The sequence below is a fragment of the Sphingobacteruim zhuxiongii genome, from assembly GCF_009557615.1.
Taxonomy (GTDB): Bacteria; Bacteroidota; Bacteroidia; order Sphingobacteriales; family Sphingobacteriaceae; genus Sphingobacterium; species Sphingobacterium zhuxiongii.
Genome location: NZ_CP045652.1, coordinates 791,068 through 816,613 on the forward strand (window position 1 = coordinate 791,068; position 25,546 = coordinate 816,613).

General features: G+C 38.7%; 18 protein-coding genes and 5 tRNA genes. 16 read left to right on the forward strand and 7 right to left on the reverse strand.

The features are described from left to right. Positions 1-135 precede the first annotated feature (135 nt). From GFH32_RS03515 to GFH32_RS03540, 6 genes are all read right to left on the reverse strand, one after another. On the reverse strand, positions 136-2,532 hold the full coding sequence (locus tag GFH32_RS03515) for an ABC transporter permease (RefSeq protein ID WP_153509766.1): 2,397 nt from the start codon (positions 2,530-2,532) through the stop codon (positions 136-138). Between the two features lie 251 nt (positions 2,533-2,783). After that, on the reverse strand, positions 2,784-5,168 hold the full coding sequence (locus GFH32_RS03520) for an ABC transporter permease (RefSeq protein WP_153509767.1): 2,385 nt from the start codon (positions 5,166-5,168) through the stop codon (positions 2,784-2,786). A gap of 70 nt (positions 5,169-5,238) precedes the next feature. Beyond that, on the reverse strand, positions 5,239-7,665 hold the full coding sequence (locus GFH32_RS03525; protein ID WP_160366881.1) for an ABC transporter permease: 2,427 nt from the start codon (positions 7,663-7,665) through the stop codon (positions 5,239-5,241). A gap of 198 nt (positions 7,666-7,863) precedes the next feature. After that, complete coding sequence (locus tag GFH32_RS03530; RefSeq protein WP_153509769.1) at positions 7,864-10,212, reverse strand: ABC transporter permease; 2,349 nt, start codon at positions 10,210-10,212, stop codon at positions 7,864-7,866. A 44-nt stretch (positions 10,213-10,256) separates the two neighbouring features. Next, complete coding sequence (locus tag GFH32_RS03535; RefSeq protein ID WP_153509770.1) at positions 10,257-10,937, reverse strand: ABC transporter ATP-binding protein; 681 nt, start codon at positions 10,935-10,937, stop codon at positions 10,257-10,259. Positions 10,938-11,027: 90 nt separating this feature from the next. Beyond that, positions 11,028-12,281 (reverse strand): efflux RND transporter periplasmic adaptor subunit, encoded by a 1,254-nt coding sequence (locus GFH32_RS03540; protein WP_153509771.1) that lies wholly within the window; start codon positions 12,279-12,281, stop codon positions 11,028-11,030. Positions 12,282-12,798: 517 nt separating this feature from the next. Between GFH32_RS03540 and GFH32_RS03545 the strand changes: the two genes are divergently transcribed. From GFH32_RS03545 to GFH32_RS03555, 3 genes are read left to right on the forward strand one after another with little or no spacing between them, the layout of a single operon-like run. Beyond that, positions 12,799-14,112, forward strand: a complete 1,314-nt coding sequence (locus tag GFH32_RS03545) for a TolC family protein (RefSeq protein WP_194285668.1) — start codon at positions 12,799-12,801, stop codon at positions 14,110-14,112. A gap of 16 nt (positions 14,113-14,128) precedes the next feature. Beyond that, positions 14,129-15,484 carry a sigma-54-dependent transcriptional regulator gene (locus GFH32_RS03550; protein ID WP_153509773.1) on the forward strand — a complete coding sequence of 452 codons (1,356 nt, stop codon included), beginning with the start codon at positions 14,129-14,131 and terminating at the stop codon, positions 15,482-15,484. A gap of 4 nt (positions 15,485-15,488) precedes the next feature. Beyond that, on the forward strand, positions 15,489-16,808 hold the full coding sequence (locus tag GFH32_RS03555; protein WP_153509774.1) for a sensor histidine kinase: 1,320 nt from the start codon (positions 15,489-15,491) through the stop codon (positions 16,806-16,808). A gap of 440 nt (positions 16,809-17,248) precedes the next feature. Here GFH32_RS03555 and GFH32_RS03560 read toward each other — a convergent pair whose 3' ends face one another. Beyond that, on the reverse strand, positions 17,249-18,418 hold the full coding sequence (locus GFH32_RS03560) for a BamA/TamA family outer membrane protein (RefSeq protein WP_153509775.1): 1,170 nt from the start codon (positions 18,416-18,418) through the stop codon (positions 17,249-17,251). Positions 18,419-18,703: 285 nt separating this feature from the next. On the opposite strand from GFH32_RS03560, the gene GFH32_RS03565 reads away from it, so the two are divergent. The 13 genes from GFH32_RS03565 to rplL all read left to right on the forward strand — a co-directional run bounded on the left by GFH32_RS03565 (position 18,704) and on the right by rplL (position 25,447). Next, positions 18,704-18,776, forward strand: a tRNA-Thr gene (locus GFH32_RS03565). A gap of 25 nt (positions 18,777-18,801) precedes the next feature. Further along, a tRNA-Tyr gene (locus GFH32_RS03570) sits at positions 18,802-18,882 on the forward strand. A gap of 59 nt (positions 18,883-18,941) precedes the next feature. Beyond that, positions 18,942-19,014: transfer RNA gene (locus tag GFH32_RS03575), tRNA-Gly, on the forward strand. A gap of 88 nt (positions 19,015-19,102) precedes the next feature. Then, a tRNA-Thr gene (locus GFH32_RS03580) sits at positions 19,103-19,174 on the forward strand. A 71-nt stretch (positions 19,175-19,245) separates the two neighbouring features. Next, positions 19,246-20,433 carry an elongation factor Tu gene (tuf, locus tag GFH32_RS03585; protein WP_153509776.1) on the forward strand — a complete coding sequence of 396 codons (1,188 nt, stop codon included), beginning with the start codon at positions 19,246-19,248 and terminating at the stop codon, positions 20,431-20,433. Between the two features lie 245 nt (positions 20,434-20,678). Next, a tRNA-Trp gene (locus GFH32_RS03590) sits at positions 20,679-20,749 on the forward strand. 23 nt (positions 20,750-20,772) lie between these two features. Beyond that, the gene (secE, locus tag GFH32_RS03595; RefSeq protein WP_153509777.1) at positions 20,773-20,967 is read left to right on the forward strand and encodes a preprotein translocase subunit SecE; all 195 of its coding nucleotides are present in this window, start codon (positions 20,773-20,775) and stop codon (positions 20,965-20,967) included. A gap of 20 nt (positions 20,968-20,987) precedes the next feature. Beyond that, entirely contained in the window at positions 20,988-21,533 is a 546-nt protein-coding gene (gene nusG / locus GFH32_RS03600) for a transcription termination/antitermination protein NusG (RefSeq protein ID WP_099365880.1), read from the forward strand. Positions 21,534-21,847: 314 nt separating this feature from the next. Further along, entirely contained in the window at positions 21,848-23,059 is a 1,212-nt protein-coding gene (locus GFH32_RS03605; RefSeq protein WP_153509778.1) for an FG-GAP repeat domain-containing protein, read from the forward strand. A 245-nt stretch (positions 23,060-23,304) separates the two neighbouring features. Further along, on the forward strand, positions 23,305-23,748 hold the full coding sequence (rplK, locus tag GFH32_RS03610; RefSeq protein WP_153509779.1) for a 50S ribosomal protein L11: 444 nt from the start codon (positions 23,305-23,307) through the stop codon (positions 23,746-23,748). 22 nt (positions 23,749-23,770) lie between these two features. Beyond that, positions 23,771-24,469 carry a 50S ribosomal protein L1 gene (gene rplA, locus GFH32_RS03615; protein ID WP_153509780.1) on the forward strand — a complete coding sequence of 233 codons (699 nt, stop codon included), beginning with the start codon at positions 23,771-23,773 and terminating at the stop codon, positions 24,467-24,469. Between the two features lie 2 nt (positions 24,470-24,471). Further along, positions 24,472-24,990: a 50S ribosomal protein L10 gene (gene rplJ / locus GFH32_RS03620; RefSeq protein ID WP_153509781.1), complete on the forward strand. Its 519-nt coding sequence runs from the start codon at positions 24,472-24,474 to the stop codon at positions 24,988-24,990. A gap of 79 nt (positions 24,991-25,069) precedes the next feature. Continuing rightward, positions 25,070-25,447, forward strand: a complete 378-nt coding sequence (gene rplL / locus GFH32_RS03625) for a 50S ribosomal protein L7/L12 (RefSeq protein WP_153509782.1) — start codon at positions 25,070-25,072, stop codon at positions 25,445-25,447. The last annotated feature ends 99 nt before the right edge of the window (positions 25,448-25,546 follow it).

Genomic DNA, 25,546 nt, shown 5'->3' on the forward strand with positions numbered 1-25,546 from the left:
TCATTCGATTTCGGACACATCTCGTGCGATTATGGAGAGAAATTTATTTACATATTCTTATGTGTATTCAATTTCCCAGACGTATGTACTCGAGTCAATTTTCTTTAAGTGATGAGATCGGTTAATTGCTCAACATTATTCGTCCCTCAAGCTATCGACTGGATTTGTCCTTGCGGCTTTAAAGGTTTGCCAGGCGATAGTTATCATGGCAAATCCTAATGCTGTACTACCTGCTAACACAAGCATCCACCACTGAATCTCTATTCGAAATGCGAAGCTTTGGAGCCAATTATTCATGATAAACCATGAAATTGGAGCACCTATGAGGAATGCTATGCTAATAAGCTTGATGAAGTTTTTGGAAAGTAATAAAATGATATTACCGATTGAAGAACCAAGTACTCTACGTATACCTATTTCTTTGATTTTTCCATTGATCAGGAGTATCGTCAATGCGAATAATCCTAAGCATGAAATAATAATAGCCACTGAAGCCCCGGCAATAACAATCTTTGCAAATCGGCGTTCATTTTTATATTGGTTCTGCGTGTTTTCATCCAAATAGCTTGCTGCAAAACTCGCTTTGGGGTTTATCGTCTTCCATGTCTTTTCAACATTCTGTAACGTTTGACTCAGGTTGTCAGTTTCAACTCGTACAAAAAGATATTGAAGCGGGAAACCAGATGGGTTTATCGACATAGTTAACGGACCAACTTTTTGTTTAAGGTCATCAAAGTTGAAATTGTCGACTATCCCAATGACAGTGGGCGAACCGTCCATTTGTAATTGCTTGCCTAAAATTGCCTTTTCCCCGCCAACGAGAGCCGCCATTTCTTTATTGATTAATACAGCGTTAGAATCTGTCCCAAAGGAACGGTCAAAGTCTCGACCAGCGAGGAGCTTAATGTCCAATGTTTTTAAATAATCATAATCTATATTGAGGAAATTGGTAATAACTTCTTTTCCTTCGTGGTCAAAACCGAATCTGCTTGTCGACGTGCTTCCATCTCTACCTTGTCCTAAATTAATATCAGTTCCTGTGATACTTTTTACCCAAGGATAGGCGGATAACTCGACACGCATACGAGCCAAAAGCTGACGACTATCGACACCGCTACCTATTGGAATGCTAATCACTTCGTTTTTATTGAAGCCCAAAGGTCTATTTGCCAAGTAATGGAGCTGGGAGCTTATTACAATGGTTGCAATACAGAGTATTATCGCAATTGCGAATTGCAATACAGTTAAACTGTTCTGCATGTGAGTAGACTTAAGCTTACCCGTCCCTTTTAAACTTTCAATGATATTTGCACTCGATATTCGCATTGCTGGATATCCGCCGGTAATTACGGTTAGAAGAAGAAAAGACGAAAGAAATATAATAATATTTAAGGGCTTAAAAAGCTGTGTGATGCTGAAATTATACCCCAAGGTCGCATTATATTCCGGCAATATTATAGCGGTCAATAGCAAGCCTAATATTAACCCTATTAAGCATATTAGAAAGGACTCTATCCAGAGCTGTTTAAATAATTGAAAGGTTGTTCCTCCGATAGTTTTTCTGGTTCCGATTTCTTTAATTCGAGTCAGCGAATTGGCAAGCGAAAGGTTTACAAAATTAGAACCTGCAATAAACATGATCAGTCCAGCTATTAATAGCAAAATCCAAGGGAAATTAGCTGTGCTATTCGAACCAGTTCTCAAATCGCTTAGATGCAGATCGCGAAGAGGTAGTAAATGTATACTGAGGTATTTTCCATTTTTGTCAAGCATTGCGCCATCGCGTTTTAGTTTTCCTATTTCATCTTTGTAATGCGTATCTAGGAAGGATTGCGCAGCAATGGTAAATTGTTGGACATTAAGTTTTGGACTCTTAACTTTGACAAACACAAAATGATCTTTGTGTCCCCAATCCATACTCCTGGCTTGAAAATTTGGTAGATTCTCAACGCGTGATAGGCTATTGTAGTGGATATTAGAATTTGAGGGGGCATTCTCTATAACTGCGCTAATCACACGGTTTTCCCATTCTCCAGATTGGTTTAATTCGATAGGCCTACCGATAATATTTGTGCTTCCATATAAACTCATTGCGGTATTCTCATCAAGAATAACCCCATCTAACATGTCAAGCCCTTTTTTATTTCCCTGAATCAACTTGAAATCAAATATGTTGAAGAACGATTGATCGACAGATCTGTTGATGCTGCGCACTTCCTTATTGTCATTTCTGAGCAAGACATGGTTTTGGTAAACGCGCGTGACGTTCTCGACGTCTGGCAGTTCTTTTTTCATCAATGGAGCTAAAGGTGCGGCAACGCTTGGGTTATATTCGACACCACCCTGACTGTTGCTTTCCATGTAGACCATTCCGATTCGCTCCGTATCTTTATGGAATCTATCAAACGACAGCTCGAACATGGCTGTCAAGAATAAGATTGTCGATGTTGTAATCGCAATCGCGAAGCCGAAAACTTGTATAAAGCTTAATGACTTAGTTTTTAGTATGGTGCGAAAAGCTATTTTTAACATAATTTCAAGTTTATTATCAACTGTTTATGCTCGTCGTTGATTTCCCTGTTATCAATTTTAATTATTTATCTCTCAAACGCTTTATTGACCTCATCGTAGCTTTTTGAAGTATCGGATCCATTCGTAGCATAAGCGATAAGTCTCCTGACATTAACAGCTAGCATGAATAATCAGCAAGGTATTTGGATTCTATAGGAGAAATCCACTAGCATGCTACACACGCTTGAATTATAAGTACTAGTTGAACTACACTATTCATTTCTTAGGCTTGTCACAGGATTAGCTATTGCCGCTTTTATTGATTGCCAGCTAATGGTCAAGAAGGTAATCATAAGCGCTAATACACCAGTTAGGACAAAAACCCACCAAGATATCCCGGCACTATAGCTGTAATCAGCTAGCCAAATATTCATAGCATACCAAGCGATAGGAGATGCTATAATAAACGAGATGCTGACTAAGATCAAGAACTCGCGCGAAAGTAGCCCTGTTACCTGTAGAACTGAAGCACCCAAAACTTTACGAATACCAATTTCTTTTGTTCTATTTTCGGCGAGATACGCTGCTAATCCAAAGAGACCTAAGCATGAAATTAGTATGGTAAGGATTGCAAACAGCGTCACTAATTTTGCAGTACGTTCTGCTGATGCGAATTTCCAAGCATAGCTTTCATCAACAAAGGTGTAGTTAAATTCATAATCGGGATTAACCTTCTTGAGTACCTCTTCAACCTTTCCCAGACTCGCTTTGGTGTCAAATTGTTCGCTCAACTTCATATGAAGCGTCGTCGCGTAGTAGCCTCTCGGTCCACAAATCATCATTGGTTGGATTTTATCCATAAACGGTGACTCAAATACAAAGTCTTTAACAATACCAACGATCTTATAATTGTCTTCTTTATAGCCGACATGGTTCAGTAGTTTACCAATTGGATCTTTGATACGCATCGCATTAATAGCTGATTCGTTTAATAAGACAGCACTGGTATCCGTAGGGAACTTGTTGACATCTATATCTCGGCCTTCAATGATTTTAAGCCCCATTGTTTTTACCAGATCTGCATCTGTTCCAAACTTGATAAACGTTATCTGTCCATCTTGCTTATTGCTACCATCCCATTCCAAACCCCACTGATCACTCCATCTCTCGGTAATTGGACTAAGGCTTTTTGTCATTGTGCTAACAGCGCCAGTATTTAGAATTTCTTGTTTTATAAGGTCATAGTTACTACGTATTTTTCCTTCGATCGGAATATAGATCAATTGCTCTCGATCATAGCCTGACTCGCGGTCTAACCCATAACGAATTTGATTGTAGATAATGATAGTCGAAATGATTAGGATCATAGCGAAAGTGAATTGCAAAACTACTAGTACTTTTCGCGCGGATACCGTATTTCTTGCAGATTTATATGTTCCCTTTAATACTTTAATTGGATTGAAAGAAGAAAGGAAAAATGCAGGATAACTACCCGCCAAGAGTCCCGTAAACAAGATAAACCCAATACTGAATAGCCAAAAGCTAGGGTCCTGTATTGGAACAATCAATTTACCTCCAACCAATTGATTATAGTGAGGGATCGTCAAATAGACGATAACCATGGCCAATATGAAGGATAGAAAACTGAGGAATAGACTTTCGAAGATAAATTGCATGATTAATCCGGCTTTCGTTACGCCGACTACCTTGCGAATACCAACTTCCTTCGCTCGTTTTTCACTCTTAGCCGTACTAAGATTCATAAAGTTAATACAGGCGATAAGTAATATAAATCCTGCGATAACACTAAAAAGTCGAATTTTATTGATTTCACCGCCGACTAAATAGCCGTTGATATCCTTATTGAATAAATATTTTTTATCAATGCGATGTAAGAAGGGTTCGGCTGTAATAGGAAGTCCCTTGTCTTTAGTATTATTGCGTGCTAAATTCTTAATTTTCTGATCAACTTTAGTTGATGAGGCACCAGGTTTTAGCAAGACGTAACTTGTTGTAGAGAAAGCCCCCCAGCTATCGTTTTCCGGATTAATTTGAGCTTTATAGGATCGCGGTAATAAATATTTAAAACTGAATTTAGTGTTATTAGGTAGGTCTTTCAAAATGCCCGTGACCGTAAATTGAGAAGCCGAGTCTAACGTAAGGGTTTTGCCCATTGCATTCTGATTGCCGAACAGAGACTTTGCGAATGATTCAGTTAAAACAATATCAGATGGGTTTTTTAGTGCAGCTTTTGAATTGCCTTGAAGAAGTGGAAAGCTAAACATCTCTAGAAAAACACTATCGACTACAGCTCCATAGCCTTTTAGTTTTTTATCGCCGTTCGTTATTAGATTTGAACTCCCATTATACATAGTCACGGCTTCTACCTCCGGATAATCCGTTTTCAAAGTTTTAGACAAGACCATTTGAGTATTATTATTTACCCAAGTCTTTTTGCCGTCAGTATCGCGATTATAGATAACATATAATCGCTCTGATTTCTCGTGAAACTTATCCATGCTGTATTCTCGCTGAATCCATAGAATGATCAGCAGTGCCGCAGCCGTACCGATTGTTAATCCAATGATATTAATGAAGGAGAATGCTTTATTCTTCGCGAGGCTACGGAAAAGTATTTTGAAGTAATTGCGAATCATGGGCTTTATAAGTTAGCGTCTCTTTGTAATAAAAGAAACCGGTAAAAATATCTATTCAATATTCTGGATTTTATTCATCTCTTAAACTATCGACAGGGTTTGTTTTTGCAGCTTTGATTGCTTGATAGCTCACTGTTAATAGGGCTGCTAAAATCGCTAGGGATCCCCCAAGAATAAATGGCTTCCAGGAAATGTCGATTCGGTAGGCAAAGTCTTCTAGCCATTTGTTGCATGCCCACCATATGATGGGGCTTGCGATTAGTATGGCAAGCAATACCATCTTTACGAAATCCCTAGAAAGCATGCTGACGATGCCTGTGATGGAAGCGCCTAATACTTTCCGAATTCCAATTTCTTTACTACGCTGAAAGGCAGTAATTGTTGCTAAGCCAAACAGGCCTAAGCAGCTAATAATAATCGCAATTCCTGTGCTGATATTGGTCAGCTTATAAAGATTTTGTTCCTTCTTGTACATTGCAAGAATTGATTCATCATAAAATGAATATTGTAATGTCTCTACAGGGAAGAACTTTGACCAAGTAGATTTTAGTCGTTCCATGACTTGAGGCCATTCTTTTTTATTTGCAGGATCAAGGCGTATGGCATACTCATCCAATCTCTCTGTATCGTGAAGGAGTGCCATTGGTTGAATATTCGAATAAAAATCTTTTGCGTGGAAGTCTTTTATTACGCCTACAATGGGATGTGCATAACCTTTTTGACCAATGATTTCACCTATCGCATCCTGTGCCGATTTGAAACCGTAGGTTCTAGCTGCGGTTTCATTGATAAGAAATCCATTTGTGGTGTCGGAGGCTAGAAGCGGAGAACCTGCTATTAATTTTAAATCATAGAAATCGAGATATTCATCGTCAATAATCTTTAAAAAGATATTAGGTACGATAGGTTCCAACTTTCCTTTCGGCATATAGTCCATTGCCATCGAACTATAGTCTAATGAAAGCGGTGCAGTACCCATCGTTACGGCTTCAACTCCTGGGATTTTTCTTATTTCATTGGCCAGGGTAGTTTTTTTAGAATAATTAGGATTTCGGAACAGTTTATAAGGAAGATTGATTAAGACGACCGCGTCTTTATAGAAGCCCATATCTTTCTCCACGACAAACTTTAACTGTTGTCCGACGATTAATGCTCCCACAATAAAAATTTGAGCGATAATAAATTGAAATACAATAAGTGTTTTACGAAGATTCAGTCTATTTTGTCCCACAGCCACTGATCCTTTGTTTCTAAAAATATCTACAGCATTCACTTTACTAATCATCCACGATGGATAGAAGCCCGCTAGTAGAATCGTAATACCTAAAACAACCGATAGGAAAGTTGCAAATAACAGGGGATTAGCATACGCTTTGATGTTTTCTGTAATCAAATCCCCTAATAACGCGAATGCAAATTGAACTACGAACGTGGATAAAATAGTAGCTATTCCAACAATTAGCGTGGTTTCCAACATCATTTGGAGGATTAGTGACTTTCGTGAGCCGCCTAATGTTTTTCGGATTCCAATTTCTTTATGACGTTGTGGTAGTTGGGCTGTTGTTAAATTGATGTAATTGATACAGGCGAGTAATAATAGGAAAATGCCAACGCCAATTAAACCATAGATTACATTTAAACTCGTTTTCTCAGCGCCACGCTCATTCATTGAAGTTGCGAAATGTGACTCTTTGATCGGCATAGTAACAATCGAGCGATTGTATTCATATGTGGGATTCGTCTCTGCTTTAAAATCTTCCCATTTACTTTTAACAACGGCTTGAATTTTATTTAAAGCTTTCGTTGCAGAACTGGGGTCTTTAGCAACAAAGTATACCTTGTCGTTCCCATTGCTATTTGTCCAATTTGCGAGTCTCTTGTCAGCAGCGGTTTCTTCTAATAATACAAACTCTTGCCCGTTAAATTCGGAGGGGTAGGTTAAATTAGCAACTATACCAGAAACCACTTTTTTAATACTATCATTATACACAATCGTTTTTCCGATCATTTCTAGATAGTCTAGTTTTGGGAAATAATGCTTAGCGCGCTTTTCTGTCAATACTAATTGATAGGGAGCATTAAGAGCGGTCGATTTATCCCCAGCCAACCAGGTGTGAGGAATCAAGTCGAAATAACTAGGGGCAGTGCTAATGACTGCTGTTTCTGTAAACTCGGGTTCTTCTTGTTTTAAATCTTGCCCAGGTATCGCCGGAATGTCAATCTTTGAAACAAACATCCTAAAGGAGGGAACGACGTTTTCGAGTCCATCCATTTCATTCTTCATATAGAAGTAGATAGGTCTGGATAATCCGCCAAATATTTCGTCCTGACCATCTCTTTTGAAATTAGAAAGGACGCGATAGACATTATCTTTATTTGGTAAGCCTTGTTCATAGCTGAGTTCAAAACTTACATAGCGGTAGATAACCCAACAAGAGCTAATACCAATCGTTAAACCAAGAATGTTGAGAAACGTGAAAAGTTTGTTTCTTTTCAAGTGTCGAAGACTGTTTTTAAAAGATAACCACATGTCTATTCATATTTAGTAATTTGTCTAGCGCATCTGGGTAGCGGATAAAATATCTACAGCATGCTTTACGCTAAGGCAAGTATTTATCAATTTGTTATTCGTTCAGCCTATCGTGACACAATCATTTATAGGGCGAACAATTAGAATCGAACTCCTTTTAATTTCTTATTCGTCTCTAAGGCTATTTATCGGATTTGCAATAGCGGCTTTTATCGATTGATAGCTAATGGTTAAAATTGCTATTAAGATCGAAGTGAATGCTGTGATTGCAAATATCTCCCAGCTGATGGAGATACGATAAGCGTAACTGCTTAAGTAAGTATTCATCGCCCAATAAGCTATTGGGAATGCGATGAGACATGCAATTATTACTAGAATGATAAATTCTTTGGACAGCATGCTAGTTACAGAGAAAATTGATGCCCCCAAAACCTTACGAATTCCAATTTCTTTAGTTTTATTCTCGGCCATAAATGCCGATAATCCAAATAAGCCTAGGCAGGAGATAAAGATGGTTAAACTAGCAAACAAGGATGCCAATTGACCGGTTTTTTCTGATTCATCAAATTTCTTTGCGTAGTCATCATCAACAAATGCATACTCAAAGGGATAATCTGGATTGTACTTCTTTAAGATAGCTTCTGTTTTATCCAAAGCTTCTCGGGTATGTATTTCCGGTTTAAATTTGATATGTGTTATGGCGAGCATGCCTTTCGCTCCCTCTATAATCAAAGGTGCTATTGGATCATACGGCGATTCTTGAATAAAATCTTTAATCACGCCAATGACCTGGAAAGATTGACTGCCGTCTTTTATAATTTGCCCAATCGGATCTTTAAAACCAATTTCCTTAGCTGCAGTTTCGTTAATAATAGCTCCAGCCGAGTCTGTGGGGTATTTGCTGAGGTCGAAGTCTCTTCCTTTAATGAGTTCTAATCCCATTGTTTCAACAAGTTTATCATCTGCCGCCGAGCGATTGAAAATAACTGTATTATCCTTTAATTTTCCCGCCCATTCAAAGCCATTACTATTGCTCCGACGTTGTGTGATGGGAGACATCGTACGTGTTACACTACTTGCGATTCCCTGTTCAAGTAACTCTTGTTTGATAGACTTAAAGTTTTTTTGGAAGTCACCCTGCTCAATTGTAAACATTAAACGTTCTTTATTAAAACCGACTTCCCGATCTTGAGCATATTGGATTTGCTTACGAATTACAATTGTGCTAACGATAAGTACAATAGCAATGACAAATTGGCTTACAACGAGCACTTTTCGCGTACTAAACTTATTTACTTTGAATACAAATTTCCCCTTAAGAACGCGTATGGGTTTGAACGAAGAAAGAAAGAAAGCAGGATAGCTCCCCGCTATAAGTCCGGTAACAACAATAAACAGTATCATTGCCATCCAAAAGAATAAACTGCTATAGGGGATTGTTAGGGTACGGTCGACGAGCTGAGAATAGCTAGGGAGCGCAAGAAATACAATAATTAAAGCGAGTACCCCAGCAATACTAGAGAGCAGAATGGATTCTGACAGAAACTGTTTGATTAGCGAAGCTTTCCCAGCACCTACAACCTTACGAATTCCAACTTCTTTGGCTCTTTTCTCACTTTGCGCAGTACTTAAATTCATGAAATTAATACATGCTATTAATAAAATGAAAGCTGCGATAAGGATAAAAACGCGAACCGTATCAATACGACCACCAACTAATACGCCATTTTCGTATGTTCTATATAAGTGAAAGTCTGATAAGGCATTAATGACATTGTCGGCGTTAGTTTCTGTGTGTTTTTTCAAGAAACCTGTCATATTTCTCCCAAATTGGTCTGCGTTCGTACCTTCTTTCAAAAGTACAAAGGTTTGCAGGGTATTGTTATTCCATTCAACGTTCGATGGATAGCGGGCGTCGAGGTATTTCATTGATAAAAAATAACTCGTTTTATTGTACATGCTATTCGAGGGAATGTCTGTAAGTACCGCAGAAACGGTAAATTGCTCATCCTTGTTACGCTTGATTATCTTGCCAACAACATCAGTGCTCTTAAATAGTTTAATTGCCAATTCTTCGGTGATAACAATATTATTGAGGTTGGAGAGCGCAGTTTTTATATCCCCTGAAATAACATCATAATTGAAGAGTTTAAAGAACTGTTCGTCTGCATAAAGTCCTTTTTCTTTGTTTAATTTGTTTTCTCCGACCGTTAATAGATCTTCTCCAGCATTCTCGACACGAACCGCATGTTCGACTTCGGGAAACTCGGTTTCTAGTGCTCGCGCCATAACGCGTGGAGTCCAGAACCATACTTGTATTTTTTCACCCCATGCAGCTTTGTTTCCAATTACATAGATGCGATCTAAAAATTGATGCTGACGATCAAAAGTGACTTCACTACGAACCCAAAGCATAATCAAGATTGCAGCGGCCATACCGATAGCTAATCCAGTAATATTGATGACAGTGAATCCTCTATTCTTTTTTAGGTTTCGAAAGGCTATTTTAAACATGATAAATATTCTTAGGAGTAAGACAATAGATCTTAAATATTCAACTAAACAACGGAGGATGTTTCTAAAATTACCTGCCCATCCAGCATCCGAATTACACGGTCAGCAAACTTAGCATCATGTTCCGAGTGAGTTACCATAACGATAGTTGTTCCGGCTTCATTGAGTTCGGTCAGGAGTTGCATAACTTCATTACCATTGCTAGAGTCTAGGTTACCCGTGGGCTCATCGGCAAGAATAAGTTTCGGATTATTAACTACCGCACGTGCAACAGCAACACGCTGTTGTTGACCTCCTGAAAGTTGCTGTGGAAAGTGGTTTCTACGATGCATAATTTGTACTTTCTCAAGCACTTCTTCCACACGCTTCTTGCGTTCTGCAGCAGGTACATTCGTGTAAACTAAGGGAAGTTCCACGTTTTCGAAAACAGTTAATTCATCAATCAAATTGAACGATTGGAATACAAATCCAATGTTGTGCTTCCGCAAATCGGAACGCTTATTTTCCTTAAATTTTGCGACTTCAATATTGTTAAATAGATAGCTACCCTCATCTAAATCATCTAATAGACCGACAATATTTAACAATGTTGATTTTCCGCAGCCAGAAGGGCCCATGACAGCCACAAATTCGCCCTCTTTCACATGTATGTTCACATCGTTAAGCGCTACTGTTTCCACTTCCTCGGTGCGATAGAATTTCTGTAGGTTAGTTATCTTGATCATATGGTCTTAATAATTATCGTTATTAGTTTTAAAAAAGTCTTTGCAGACTGCCACCTTGGTTAGGGAGTAAGGCAGCAGTTGCATTGACCTCTACTGTTTTATTTTTAATTCTTGAATCTTATCGTACGTTTCATAACTTGAAATGACGACTTTATCACCTGGCTTTAGACCGCCTAAGACTTCATAGTATTCGGGGTTTTGTCGACCTAGTTGAATGTCCGTACGATAGGCTGTGTTGCCGGCTTTATCCAATTTGAAAATCCAGTTGCCGCCAGTTAGTTGATTAAAGCCACCTTTTGCTAGCAATACGGCCTTGGTTTTATCACTCAAAGCCAAGCGAATAGGGAGGGTTTGACCGCGACGAATACTCTCCGGCCTTGCGCCTATAAATTCCATATCGACTAGAAAGCGACCATCTTTAACCTGTGTGTAGACTTTCTTTATACGTATTTCATAGGGTTTATCATCAATACTAAATTGTCCTTTCAAATCAGGAAAAATACGGTTGATATAATGCTCATCAATCTCTGCACGGACTTTAAAGCCAGTCAGCACATCAATTTGCCCCAAACGTTCGCCAGCTGTTTTGTTTTGCCCAATCTCTGCATCAAATGACGTTAATTGACCATCTACAGGTGCTCTTAGGATTAAATCACCAACTTTTTGGCGCATTAACTGTAAGGCGCTTTGCGTACGCTTATAGGTTTCGCGGTCTTGACTTAGTTTCTGTGCATTGGAAACTTCATCCTGTTTAACAATTTGATTGGTCAAACCAACTCGCTCTTTTTGATAATTGAATTCATTCAAAGATTTTTGATATTCCTGCGAACCTATAGCTTTTTCCGAAAGCAGTTTTTTATTTAAGTTGTATACACGTTCCGATTCTTTCAGTGCCTGTTCTACATCCGCCATTTGGTTGCGGTTATTTATTGTCGCTTGTTGTGCGCTGGTCTGTGCGATCTGAGCTTGCGTCAATAGGTTTAAAACCTGGGTCTCCTGATTAATTAAACTAAGTTCTAAATCGGTATTTGATAGTCGCATTATGGGATCTCCTTTTCTCAAATGTGCGCCATCCTCTACATATTTCTCTTCTACGCGCCCGCCAACCGAGGCATCTAAATAGATGCTGCTAATTGGAAGAACTGTTCCATTGATTGGTATAAATTCTTGAAAGGTATCTTCTTTAACTTCAAAGATGGAAATACGTTCTGCTTCCACGTTTAGTTTGCTGTTTCCGCTAGTGTAATAATAACTAGCACCGATTAAGCCAACTAATGCAATCACGCCGCCAACCGTTAAGATCCGCTTGGTATTCCATGTCTTCTGTTTAATTGGTCTGTCCATTTATTTTTAATCTTTATACAAGATGCATAGATAAGGTTGTGCCAAAATCGTAATACGTTGTAAATCAACGCATGTCCGCTAAGAATCCTGATTGTACTGTTCGCTAATGGACAGTTGTTGTGCGATGCTGAACAGGTTTGCCACGGTATCTGTGTCATTAACTTTTAAAAATCTGCAATAACTGGTTTTTATTCGCTGTTCGAAGCCTGTTCGACTACAAAAGATGATGATGCAAAGACACCGATCATACGGAGAGAACAATTGATGCGGTTGAAATAACTTGTCTACGTGTAATTTAAATACAGTATCGGATATTTAAAATCTTCTTGTGTTCGATAAACGTTCATTCTAGCAGATTAGGATCAAAATACGTCTATCGGGAATCTAAAATGTTCGCTACCGAACACTTTCCTGTTCGACTCCGAACAGTTGTTTGTTTATTTAGAGTGTAATGAATTGTAAATCAGTGTTTAAAATATTTGGCATAAGCTATGGAATGCTTATGAAAATTAAATTCATGAAATACATAACCATCTATTTATATATCGTAACAATTTGTTGTTGTTTAGTTAGCAATCTTAAGGGGCAGACTCGCACACTGTCCCTTTCGGATTGCATTAAGCTGGCAATAGAGAATAACCCGACTTTATTACGTTCGGAGTTGAATTTGAATCGAGCAGATTTAAGACATAAACAGGCTCAGTATGATCGATTGCCTCAAGTTAATGGTGGCGCATCACATGAATTAAGTCAAGGTAGAAGCATTGACCCGACGACCAATCAGTACGTTGATCGAAACAATAGTTATGGGAATCAGTATTTGAGTGCAAATGTTCCCATTTTTAACGGTTTTTCTATTTTACATAATATTCGTCGCAGCGCCAATGCAAAGGAGGCCGGGAAGTTGGAGTTTGAAGGAGAGCGAAATGAATTGAAATTAGATGTTATCGAGGCCTACTTGAAAGTTTTAACGGCGCAAGATATGTTAACCCAAGTTGAAGGTCAAATAGCAGTAACGAATGAACAATTGCATCGGCACGAAGTACTTAACAGAGAAGGTGCCGTAGCGCCAGGCGACCTGTATGATATTAAAGGGCAATATAGCAGTGATTTGAACACCTTAGAACAAACTAAGCAGTCGCTAAACGACGCTAAACTCGGACTAGCGAGTCTTTTGAATCTAGCGGTTAAGGATTTACCTGAATTGGAACAACTGGAACGATCGGCTGCTGCAACAAGCTATAATGCGGATGATTTGTTCCAATCTTCGTTAACGGTATTGCCTCAATTTCGTGCGCTTGATTGGCGGAGAAAGGAAATGGAAGAAAGTGTGAAGGTAGCGAAGTCTGCATATTTCCCTTCACTCTCTTTAGGTGGCGGATTAGGTTCTAATTATAGTAAGGATGGCGGAGATGCTTTCAATCAAATCAAAAATAATCTGCGAAAGAGTGTCTCTGTCAGTCTTAGCATTCCAATTTTTAATAGGTTCGCGACGCGTACACAAGTCAGACTTGCGCAGTTGGATGTTGACGACGCTGCGCTTAATAAACAAGTTCTAGAGAACCAATTGCGTCAAGAAACCGCGAAGGCAGTATTTGATCTGCGAGCAGCACAAACCAATGTTCAGAATTTAAAAGAGCAGGCCCAATCTTACGAGGAAGCCTTCCGCATTGCCAATGTACATTTTGAAGCAGGAAATAGTAATTCGGTTATCTATCTCATGGCAAAAAATAAATTAGACAATACGCGTAGTCAGTTAGTAATCAAACAGTACGAGTGGTTATTGCAAAAATATATTAATGATTACTATGCAGGGGCATTGGATTTATAAGTAACTTAGACCTAGCATGAAGAAAGCGACTGTACTTGTTGTAGATGATGATCAGGATTTATTAACCGCCACCCGCATCCTGTTAAGACCTAATGTAAAAGAGGTTATCGTAGAACATAACCCCGAAAAACTATTGAACATTCTGGAGAAAAATGCCGTGGATATCCTATTGCTGGATATGAATTTTAAGAGTGCAATTAACACGGGGAATGAAGGTTTGTATTGGTTGGGGAAAGTAAAAGAGAGTTTTCCGCAAGTCCATGTTGTTATGATTACAGCATATGGTGCAGTTGATCTTGCTGTCAAATCGTTAAAACAAGGTGCAGCGGACTTTATTGTCAAACCTTGGCAAAATGAGCAGCTTTTGAGTACGCTGCAGACATTATTAGATGAGCAGAAAAATGTGAACCCAATCCAAAAAGGCAAACCCTTAACCGATGAGCAGGGGATTGTAGGCAAATCTGCTATTATGGACGATTTGTTTTACAAGCTCGACAAAGTGTCGCCAACAGAGGCTAACATTTTAATTCTTGGAGAAAACGGTACAGGGAAAGATCTAATAGCAAATGCGATTCATCAACGTTCTTTGCGCAATAAAAAACCTTTTATTAAAGTAGACGTCGGTTCACTAACCGAAACACTCTTCGAAAGTGAGTTGTTCGGATATAAAAAAGGGGCGTTTACAGATGCGAGAGAAGACAGAAAGGGACGATTTGAAAATGCAGATACAGGTACGCTATTTCTTGATGAAATTGGAAATATTAGTCTTCAGCAACAAGCTAAATTGCTTAGCGTATTGCAGAACCGCGCCGTAGTTCCGTTGGGGTCCAGTGCGGCTATACCCGTCGATATTAGACTTCTTTCGGCAACAAATGTTCCTTTAAAAGCGCTAGCAGATGAATCTAGATTTCGGAAAGATTTAATTTATCGAATAAATACCTTAGAGATACAAGTTCCTGCCTTACGTGATCGATTGGAGGATATCCCTTTATTAGCTAATCACTTCTTGGACTTCTATAACCAGAAATACCATAAAAATATAGCTGGGATAGAAGCTGATGCATTGCAAAAACTGAAACAATATCATTTCCCAGGTAATGTACGGGAACTGCAATATAGTATTGAACGTGCGGTAATAATGTCGGATCAATCGAGCCTTCGTGCGGATGATATATTATTCTCTCCCATCGAGTCTGTCCCGGAACCTTTGAATCAGGGTAATGACTTCTCTTCTCACAACCTTGAAGAGATAGAGAGAAAGGCTATTAAGTCGGCAATTGAACGTTATAACGGGAATATTAGTAAAGCGGCCAAAGAATTAGGTTTAACACGAGCAACATTATACAGACGCCTAGAGAAATACAATTTATAAGCAAATGTCGAGAATAGCAATTGCTGATTTTTTTAAAGTATTAACGATTCTTCTTTTATCCATAGGTATTGCCTATCTCGCATTCCTTGGGTACTATAGCTATGCTTTTGTCTCCTTTTTATTGACACTTTTCTTTGCCTATCGATTCATCGCCAAGCATCGTTTTCTTATTAAACAGCTCCTTGAATTTTCAGAGGCGGTAAAATATCGAGATTTTACCCGCCGCTTTGTGGTTAAAAATGGGAATTCTGCCGAAGGGAAATTATTTCAAGCATTTAATCAGATCAATGAAATTTATAAAAATATAAGTATTGATCAGGCGCTTCAGCATCAGTATCTGAATAAGGTAATTAATATGCTTGATACGGCGATCTTGTTCTTCCATGCGGATACCGGTAAGGTAATCTGGGTTAACGACGCCTTCAAATCATTGTTTCAAGTACCACACCTCGGTAATATATCAGGATTACAGCGTAGAAATGCAGATTTGTACGAGAAGACTATACAGCTGAAGGCGGGTAAGCAACAAATGGAAACAACGAGCTCAAGCTCTGGTAAGATCAAGGTACTTCTTCAATGTTCAGAATTTGAAACTCAGGACGGACAGTTTCGAATTGTAGTTTATCAAGATATCAATGAGGCGATCGACGAGACGGAGACCAAAGCATGGCATAAACTTTTACGGGTTTTGACCCACGAGATTATGAATTCTATCGGTCCGATCAGTTCGCTTGCTGAAACCCTACACAGTCGATTGGAACAATGGGAGGGGGATCAGGATATCGATGATCTGAAGTTAGGAATATTCACAATCAAGCGTCGAAGCGAGGGTTTATTACAATTCGCGAAAAGTTACCGCCTAATCAATAAAGTTGATCAGCCGCAAGTTGCAGAAATCCTCCTTGTTCAGCTCTTTGAGAATATCTATCAGCTGCTTGAACCAACACTGCTGCAGAAAAATATCGATGTCGATATTATTATCAAAAATACCCGGATGGTACTACAAGCAGACATCAATTTGCTTGAGCAAGTGTTGATTAACTTATTGCTCAATGCAATCGAGGCCGTTAAGGACCAAGAGGAGCCTTATATCAGCTTAACCGCCCTAGAAAACGGTGGTCGTACTCAAATCAAGATTCAAGATAATGGTGTTGGAATGTCTTCTGAAATTCAAGAGCAGATTTTCACGCCTTTCTTCACGACTAAAAAAACTGGAACTGGTGTAGGGCTTACGCTTAGTAAACAAATCATGTTAATGCACAAAGGAAATCTACTTGTCGACAGCAAAGAGGGGGAAGGAAGTGTGTTTACATTACAGTTTTAGTGTCAAACATCGCCTAACAAACAATTCCGCTCTCAAGCCAACATCAAAACGCAATTCTACCTTCTTTCTAACAGCACCGTTTATGCTATGATTTCTAATTTATCCAGTTTGGGAATGATGGGCATATACTTTTTTCACAATAAAAGCTTCGTTCAATTGCATTAGATGCTGCGGTATTTTTATAGCTGATTATTGCAAGTTGGAATTTCGAAGGATACATCGGATCACTTCAGTCTAGTTCCCTTTCACATCCCTTTCAAACCCCTTTCAAAACCCAATCAGGGCCGATCGTGAAGGGACCTGATAAGGATTTTAAAAGGATATCAAAGACTTGAATTAAAATTGAAAATAATAGCATTGCCAAGCTTGAAGTTTCTCTTTTCAGAAAAAAGTAGTGAAAACGAATCGCTAAGTGCTAACCTCTCAGAACTAGACTTTGATTAAAAAGCTTCACTAATGCTCAAATAGAAGCCAGATTGTCTCTTTTCACCTGGGCGTTGTTCACCGAAGGCATAATCGAATCGAATACTGCTATTATGTTCGAGGCTGAAGAAGTAACGAATGCCGGCACCATAGCTAGGTAGAAGACGCATATCGTTTTCTTTTGAAAACGTACTTCCTGTGCCGAGAAAACCATTAATACCCACGCGTGGATGAAATCTATAGCGGAGTTCAGCTTGCGCTGTAGCGTAGTTATTGTCTTTATATCGTCCAAGATAATATCCGCGCATGCTCATGTCGCCACCCAAGTCACGAAGTACATAAAAAGGGATTTTATCGCCGTATGTTCCACGGTATAAACCTTGCGCTGCTACTGTTAGCGACTTACTGATCGGATAGAAGCCTCTTAAATCAATTTCAACTTGGGATCCTATGAAATTATCCTTTCCGAAGAAATTAGGTGCATAGCTGTATTTTGCACGTCCGTAGAATCCTTCGGTTGTATAAGTGGTGTTATTTCGGGTATCGTAAAGTGCGGAAGCCCCTAATGCAAGATATTGTCCTCCTGTCTTCCCGTATACTGTTGGTTCCTCGAAAATACCCCCTGCTTCCATATCTTTGAATTTGAGATATTCATAGTTTACATTGAGCCCTGCGTAGAAATTTGGTGCAAAGCGCTTCTCGCCATCTAGTTTTATACGATATAATTTCTGATCGAGATAGTCTTCATCTGCTTTCCAAGTATCATTCCCTATCCCGTAAAAATTAAATGGCCAGTCGCGATACCGTAGCTCTGATAGGATATGATATTCGTTACCTTTAGTCCAGATATCTGAAATAAGTTTGATGTTTTTCTGTTTTTTTGTTGTCAATGTACCGATCAACGTAAGATTTGAGGTGCGACTATTTAAATCGTTTTTGTCTATATAGAAATTGTATGTACTTGCGATACCATATTCGAAGCCTGTTTCTTGTGCGTACCCAACTGCCGGAAGTACCATAAAACTTGCCGAACGGGAAGAATCTTTTTCCGATGAGACGAATTTTTTGATGATTTTTTTGATAAAATTAGTGGAATCGAGCGAGCTTTCTTGTGCCTTCGCACTTAACTGCAATCCCAATGATAGGACCGCGAGGAGTAGAATTTTGGATAATCTAGAATAAAACATGCGCAAATATAGGGCTTCTGAATAATTGAAAATAAAAATTATTTACTTGCATATCAGGTAAATGGTTTTTTGCGCAGAAAAAAAAGGATAAATATATTTTGTAATATGCTTCGAGTAGCTATCTTTGCATCATCAAAACGGGGAAATAACAAACAAAGTTTTGATGAGTTCTTTAACTGAAAAAAAATATAAATAAAACTTGCAGAAGTCAAAATAATATTAGATTTTTGCACTCGCTATCCAAGGGTAGTCGTTCTTTAAGAAAGTTTTATTAAATTTAAATACGCCTCCTTAGCTCAGCTGGTAGAGCAACTGACTTGTAATCAGTAGGTCATTGGTTCGATTCCGATAGGAGGCTCAAACGTAACTTAGGTTACAGGTCTGGAGGGGTTCCAGAGCGGTCAAATGGGACGGACTGTAAATCCGTTGCTTCGGCTTCGAAGGTTCGAATCCTTCTCCCTCCACACTAATTTTGTATACGCTTTAGCTGCTTGCAGTTTTCTCAAAGCGTATACAATTAAAAGCGGAAGTAGCTCAGTTGGTAGAGCGATAGCCTTCCAAGCTATAGGTCGCGAGTTCGAACCTCGTCTTCCGCTCAATTTATAAAACAAAATAAGTCTCTGTCTTCTTTGATATTTTTATGTAAAGACTAGAGGCTTACAGCTGTAAATAAGGTTTTTGTAAGCCGAAGTAGCTCAGGGGTAGAGCACTTCCTTGGTAAGGAAGAGGTCGTGGGTTCAAATCCCATCTTTGGCTCGACACAAAAGTTTTTTTAACTTTGTAACATAATTAAAAGAAATATTTTATAATTACTAATTCGCATAAACATGGCAAAAGAGAAATTTGACCGTAGTAAACCGCACTTAAATATTGGTACTATTGGTCACGTTGACCACGGTAAAACAACTACAACAGCTGCTATCACTAAAGTTTTAGCTGATAAAGGTTTGTCAGAAGCTCGTTCATTTGATTCAATTGACTCTGCTCCTGAAGAAAAAGAGCGTGGTATCACAATCAACACTGCACACGTAGAATACCAAACAGCTAACCGTCACTATGCACACGTTGACTGTCCAGGTCACGCCGATTACGTTAAGAACATGGTAACTGGTGCTGCTCAAATGGATGGTGCTATCATCGTTGTTGCTGCTACAGATGGTCCTATGCCTCAAACTCGCGAGCACATCCTATTGGCTCGTCAGGTAGGTGTTCCTGCGTTAGTAGTATTCTTGAACAAAGTTGACTTAGTTGATGACTCTGAGTTATTAGACTTAGTTGAAATGGAAGTTCGTGAATTATTATCATTCTACGAATTCCCAGGTGATGATATTCCTGTAATCCAAGGTTCTGCATTAGGTGCATTGAACGGTGAAGAGAAATGGGTTGACGCAATCATGGAATTAATGGACGCTGTAGATAACTACATTCCAATTCCTCCACGTTTGACTGAATTACCTTTCTTAATGCCTATCGAAGACGTATTCTCGATCACTGGTCGTGGTACAGTTGCAACTGGTCGTATCGAAAGAGGTGTAATCAACTCTGGTGATCCAGTTGAGATCTTAGGTATGGGTGCTGAGAACTTGAAATCTACAGTAACAGGTGTTGAGATGTTCCGTAAAATTTTAGATTACGGTGAAGCAGGTGATAACGTAGGTTTATTGTTACGTGGTATTGAGAAAACTGATATCCGTCGTGGTATGGTTATCTGTAAACCAGGTTCAGTAACTCCTCACACAGACTTCAAAGCTGAGGTTTACGTATTATCAAAAGCTGAAGGTGGTCGTCACACTCCATTCTTTAACAAATACCGTCCTCAGTTCTATTTCCGTACAACAGACGTAACTGGAGAAATCACTCTAGAAGCGGGTACTGAGATGGTTATGCCAGGTGATAACGTTACAATCAATGTTAAGTTGATCAACGCAATCGCTATGGAAAAAGGTCTACGTTTCGCTATCCGTGAGGGTGGTCGTACAGTAGGTGCTGGTCAGGTAACTGAAATCGTAGCGTAATCTCTTTCGAGATTATCTCTAAACATAGATATAAGCTAACCGATGCAAGTCGGTTAGCTTATTTTTTCAAAACCATCTGATTTTTAGATGTTCCAAGGATAGTGGGTTTTTTGTGTCGCTTTTGTGATATTGGATAATACCCTTCCTAGTACATGAAAAGCCGATTTTTTTGATAATAAAGTGAAATAATATTTGTTGCAATGCGCTTGAAAACCTATATTTGCAACATCAAAATACAAAGCTACACGGGCATAGTTCAAAGGTAGAATAGAGGTCTCCAAAACCTTCGATCTGGGTTCGAATCCTAGTGCCCGTGCAAATAACTTAGAAAAATTATAAATGGCAAAAGTACTTGATTTTATTAAAGACTCTTATACAGAGATTACTGAGAAAGTGACTTGGCCTACTTGGTCTCAATTGCAAAGTCACGCAGTAGTCGTGCTTGTTGCTTCCTTGATTATTGCAATCGTTGTTTTAATTATGGACAAAGCTTCAAGTAACATTATGGAGTTGTTGTACGGTACGGGAGCTTAATTTTCTAATCCAATATTAGTATGGCAGATCAAAGTTTAAAATGGTACGTGGTACGTGCTGTGAGCGGTAAAGAGAAGAAAGTAAAACAATATTTAGAGGCAGAAATTAATCGCTTAGGCATTCAACACTTAGTTACGCAAGTATTAATCCCGATGGAAAAATACTATCAAATGCGTGACGGTAAGAAAGTTGCGAAAGAACGTAACTATTACCCTGGTTATGTTTTGATCGAAGCGGCATTGGATGGTGAGATTGAACACGCGATCAAAAACGTAAATAGTGTAATTGGATTTTTAGGTGATAAAGCTGGTAATGCAATTCCTTTACGTCCAGCAGAAGTTAATCGTATTTTAGGTAAGGTTGACGAGATGGCTGAACAAGGTGAAAGCATTAACGTTCCTTACTATGTTGGTGAAACTGTAAAAGTAAGTGACGGTCCTTTCAATGGCTTTACCGGTGAAATTGAAGAGGTTCATGAAGACAAGAAGAAATTAACTGTAATGGTAAAAGTATTCGGTCGTAAAACTCCTCTTGAATTGAATTACATGCAGGTAGAAAAAGAGTAACTTAATACTTATTAGCGTTATTTTTAATAAGTATTTGATATAAAAATATTAGGCGTTGCAACTGCAGCGCCTTTTTTTTGTTTTGTATTTTTTTCGGAGCTCGCATGTTTATAAACGATTAATTTCTGCGGTTTGTTAGTTCACCTACATCGGCTTTAGGCGTATATTATCCTTCTATCGTTTTATCTTTGGTTTCAGTAGATTCACTGTTCTTGATGTGAAATCTTGTAAATTAGATTAATGGCTGGAAATGACTTTTCAAACAATATTGGTTGTTTATTGTTTTCTCTGTTCAGCCGCTTAACATTCCTACGATGAATATGTCTAAAATTTCTCCTGTATTCTTGTTTATACTTTTTTTCTGTTTTAATTGTTCGGCACAACCTGCTGAAAACGAATCAACATACTTTATTGATTTGACGGAAAGTAATATGCCAATCGATTCGAATACCCATGCGTTAGATGTTGCATTGGCGGATATCGATAGAGACGGTTGGCTAGATATTGTGTTGGCTTTGGAAAAGGAACCGAATCGATATTATCGAAATTTAGGAAATGGAAAATTTCAATGGATTAAGAATGTCTTTAAAAATGCTAGTCATGATTCTGAACATGTGCGCGTAGGGGATTTGGACGGCGATGGATTTATGGATGTATTATTCGTGGCAGAGGATGATCAAAATCATGAATATTATTTAGGGAATGGCGATGGTACTTTTCGAGATGTATCAGACCGACTACTGGCAAAGAGTGAGGGAAACGGTTTAGCTATTGGGGATGTAAATAATGACGGTTTGCTTGATGTGGTTATTGGGAATACGGGGGAGTCGCCAAAGAATTTTCTCTGGTTAAATAGTAATGAAACACCTGGTAAATTTAATAATTCTTCACCGGGAGATTTGCCCAATCATCATGATCTTACGCAATCGGTGTTGTTAGTTGATGTGGATAATGATGGTGATTTGGATATCGTTTTAGGTAACGAGCGGCCGCCAAGTCGTTTGTATTTTAATGATGGAAAAGGCAAGTTTAAGGAAGAGGAAGGGAAGTTGGCTCAAAGTGTAGATTTACACAGCAGGCAAGTTATTGCGGTGGATGCTAATGCGGACGGCTTAATAGATTTGTTTTTCGCGAATTTGACTAGCAACGGGGGGAAGCGAGAGCGGGATCCACGCGGTCGCCTGTTTATCAATAAGGGGCGAGGTCTGTTTGTTGATGAAACGGAGCAACGTATACCAGCATATGATTTTTCGACTTATGCTGCTGCAGCTATCGACTTTGATCGCGATGGGGACATGGATATTATTTTAAGCGCCATTAAGATTCCACCGTTTGAGGCCTTTCAAATGCAGGCACTTCGTAATAATGGGAAAGGGGTTTATGAATTTGCGACGGCGGATGTTATTCCAAAGATTACGGTAGAAAGAGCGTGGGGTATTGGAGTTGGCGATGTGAATGGTGATGGTAAGGAGGATTTGGTTGTAGGTGCTTGGGGAGGACAGGTCCGTCTTTTATTAGCGAAATAAACATCTTGATTATCTGGGGGTTTAATCTTAAATTGAATAATATATTTGTTTAATTGCTTAAAAATTCTTTCTTTTGAAATACTCCTAATAAAAAGTAAAAAATCTTTTAGATTCTCGGAATTAATATATATCTTTGCACCTCGTTTGTATGCAAAACTCCGTTTTGTTCAAACGAGAAAAGTAAATGTTACGTTATTGCTTCCAACTTACTAACAAACATTTAACAAATTAAATAACAAAACAAAATGGCAAAAGAAGTCAGTGCGTTAGTAAAATTACAAGTGAAGGGCGGTGCTGCAAATCCATCTCCTCCAGTAGGACCTGCATTAGGTGCTAAAGGTGTGAACATTATGGATTTCTGTAAGCAATTTAACGCTCGTACGCAAGATAAACCAGGTCAAGTATTGCCTGTTGTTATCACTGTATATGCCGACAAATCTTTTGATTTTATCATCAAAACTCCTCCAGTTGCAGTTCAATTAAAAGACGCTGCTAAGCTGAAAAGCGGATCTGGAGAGCCTAACCGTAAAAAAGTAGCTGCTATTACTTGGGATCAAGTAAAGACTATTGCGGAAGATAAAATGCCAGATTTAAATGCATTTACAGTAGAGTCTGCTATGAAAATGGTAGCAGGTACTGCGCGTAGTATGGGTATCACTGTATCTGGTGATGCTCCTTGGAAAAATTAATTAACGAAATCAGTTTAAGAAAGTGGCTAGATTAACAAAAAATCAAAAAGCGGCACTATCCAAAATTGAAGCTGGTAAAGCGTACTCTTTGAAAGAAGCCGCGGCTTTAGTAAAAGAGATTACTACTGCCAAATTTGATGCTTCAGTGGATATCGACGTTCGTTTGGGCGTAGATCCTCGTAAAGCAAATCAAATGGTTCGTGGTATTTCAACATTACCTCACGGAACTGGTAAGACTGTTCGCGTTTTAGTATTGTGTACTCCTGATAAGGAAGAAGAAGCTAAAGCGGCAGGCGCCGATTTCGTAGGTCTTGATGACTATATCAGCAAAATCGAAGGTGGTTGGACTGACGTTGACATCATCATCACTATGCCTAGTGTTATGGCAAAAGTAGGTAAATTGGGTCGTATTTTAGGTCCAAGAAACTTAATGCCTAACCCTAAAACTGGTACAGTAACTACCGAAGTTGGTAAAGCTGTAACAGAGGTTAAAGGTGGTAAGATCGATTTCAAAGTTGATAAAACCGGTATCATCCATACTTCAGTTGGTAAAGTGTCTTTCGATGCAGACAAGATTTATGATAACGCATTAGAGGTATTACAAACTATCTCGCGTTTGAAACCGTCTGCAGCAAAAGGAACGTACTTCAAGAGTATTCACATCTCTTCAACCATGAGTCCTGGTATTCATGTGGAGACTAAATCAGTAGCGGGAATTTAATCATGAGAAAAGAACTAAAACAAGAAATTGTTCAAGCTTTAGCAGAGCAGATTAAATCCTACGGTAATTTTTATATTGCTGATACCGCTGATTTATCTGTTGAAAAAGTGACTAACATTCGTCGCAAATGTTTCGAGCAAGGCATCGAGATCCAAGTGGTTAAGAACACTTTGATTAAGAAAGCTTTATTAGAAGCAGGTGTTGATTCAGAAGAACTTTTCGGCGTGTTAAAAGGTGCATCTACAATGATGTTCTCGGAAACCGGAAATGCTCCAGCGAAATTAATTAAGCAATTACGTAAAGAAGGTGACAAACCAGTATTGAAAGCAGCGTATATTCAAGAAACTGCATTCGTAGGTGACAACCAACTTGAGGCATTAGTAACTCTTAAATCTAAAGAGGAACTTGTTGCAGACGTTATCGCTCTATTACAATCGCCTGCGAAGAATGTTATCTCTGCTCTTCAATCGGGTGGAAATACAATTTCAGGCTTAGTAAAAGCTTTAGAAGAAAGAGGCTAACGAACCCTCTATTAAAACAACGTTCGTTGCAAATTAATTAACAATATTTTTTAAAGAACATTCAAAAATTCAAAATAAAATGGCAGATTTAAAACAACTTGCTGAACAGTTAGTGAACTTAACAGTAAAAGAAGTTAAAGAATTAGCTGACATCCTTAAAGATGAGTATGGCATCGAGCCTGCTGCTGCTGCTGTAGCTGTTGCTGCTGCACCTGCTGGTGAAGGCGCTGCTGCTGCTGAAGAAAAAACTTCTTTTGACGTAATCTTGAAAGAAGCTGGCGGTCAAAAATTAGCAGTAGTTAAATTAGTAAAAGACTTAGCTGGTCTAGGTTTGAAAGAAGCTAAAGATTTAGTTGACGGAGCACCTAAAGAATTGAAAACTGGTGTTTCTAAAGACGAAGCTGAAGCTTTGAAAAAACAATTAGAAGAAGCTGGAGCTGTTGTTGAGATTAAATAATCTCGCATAAAGCACCAAAAATTTAGACTCTGATAGGTATAATCTATCAGAGTCTATTCCTGTTTATAACAATACTATGGATCGCACGCCTGTTGAGGT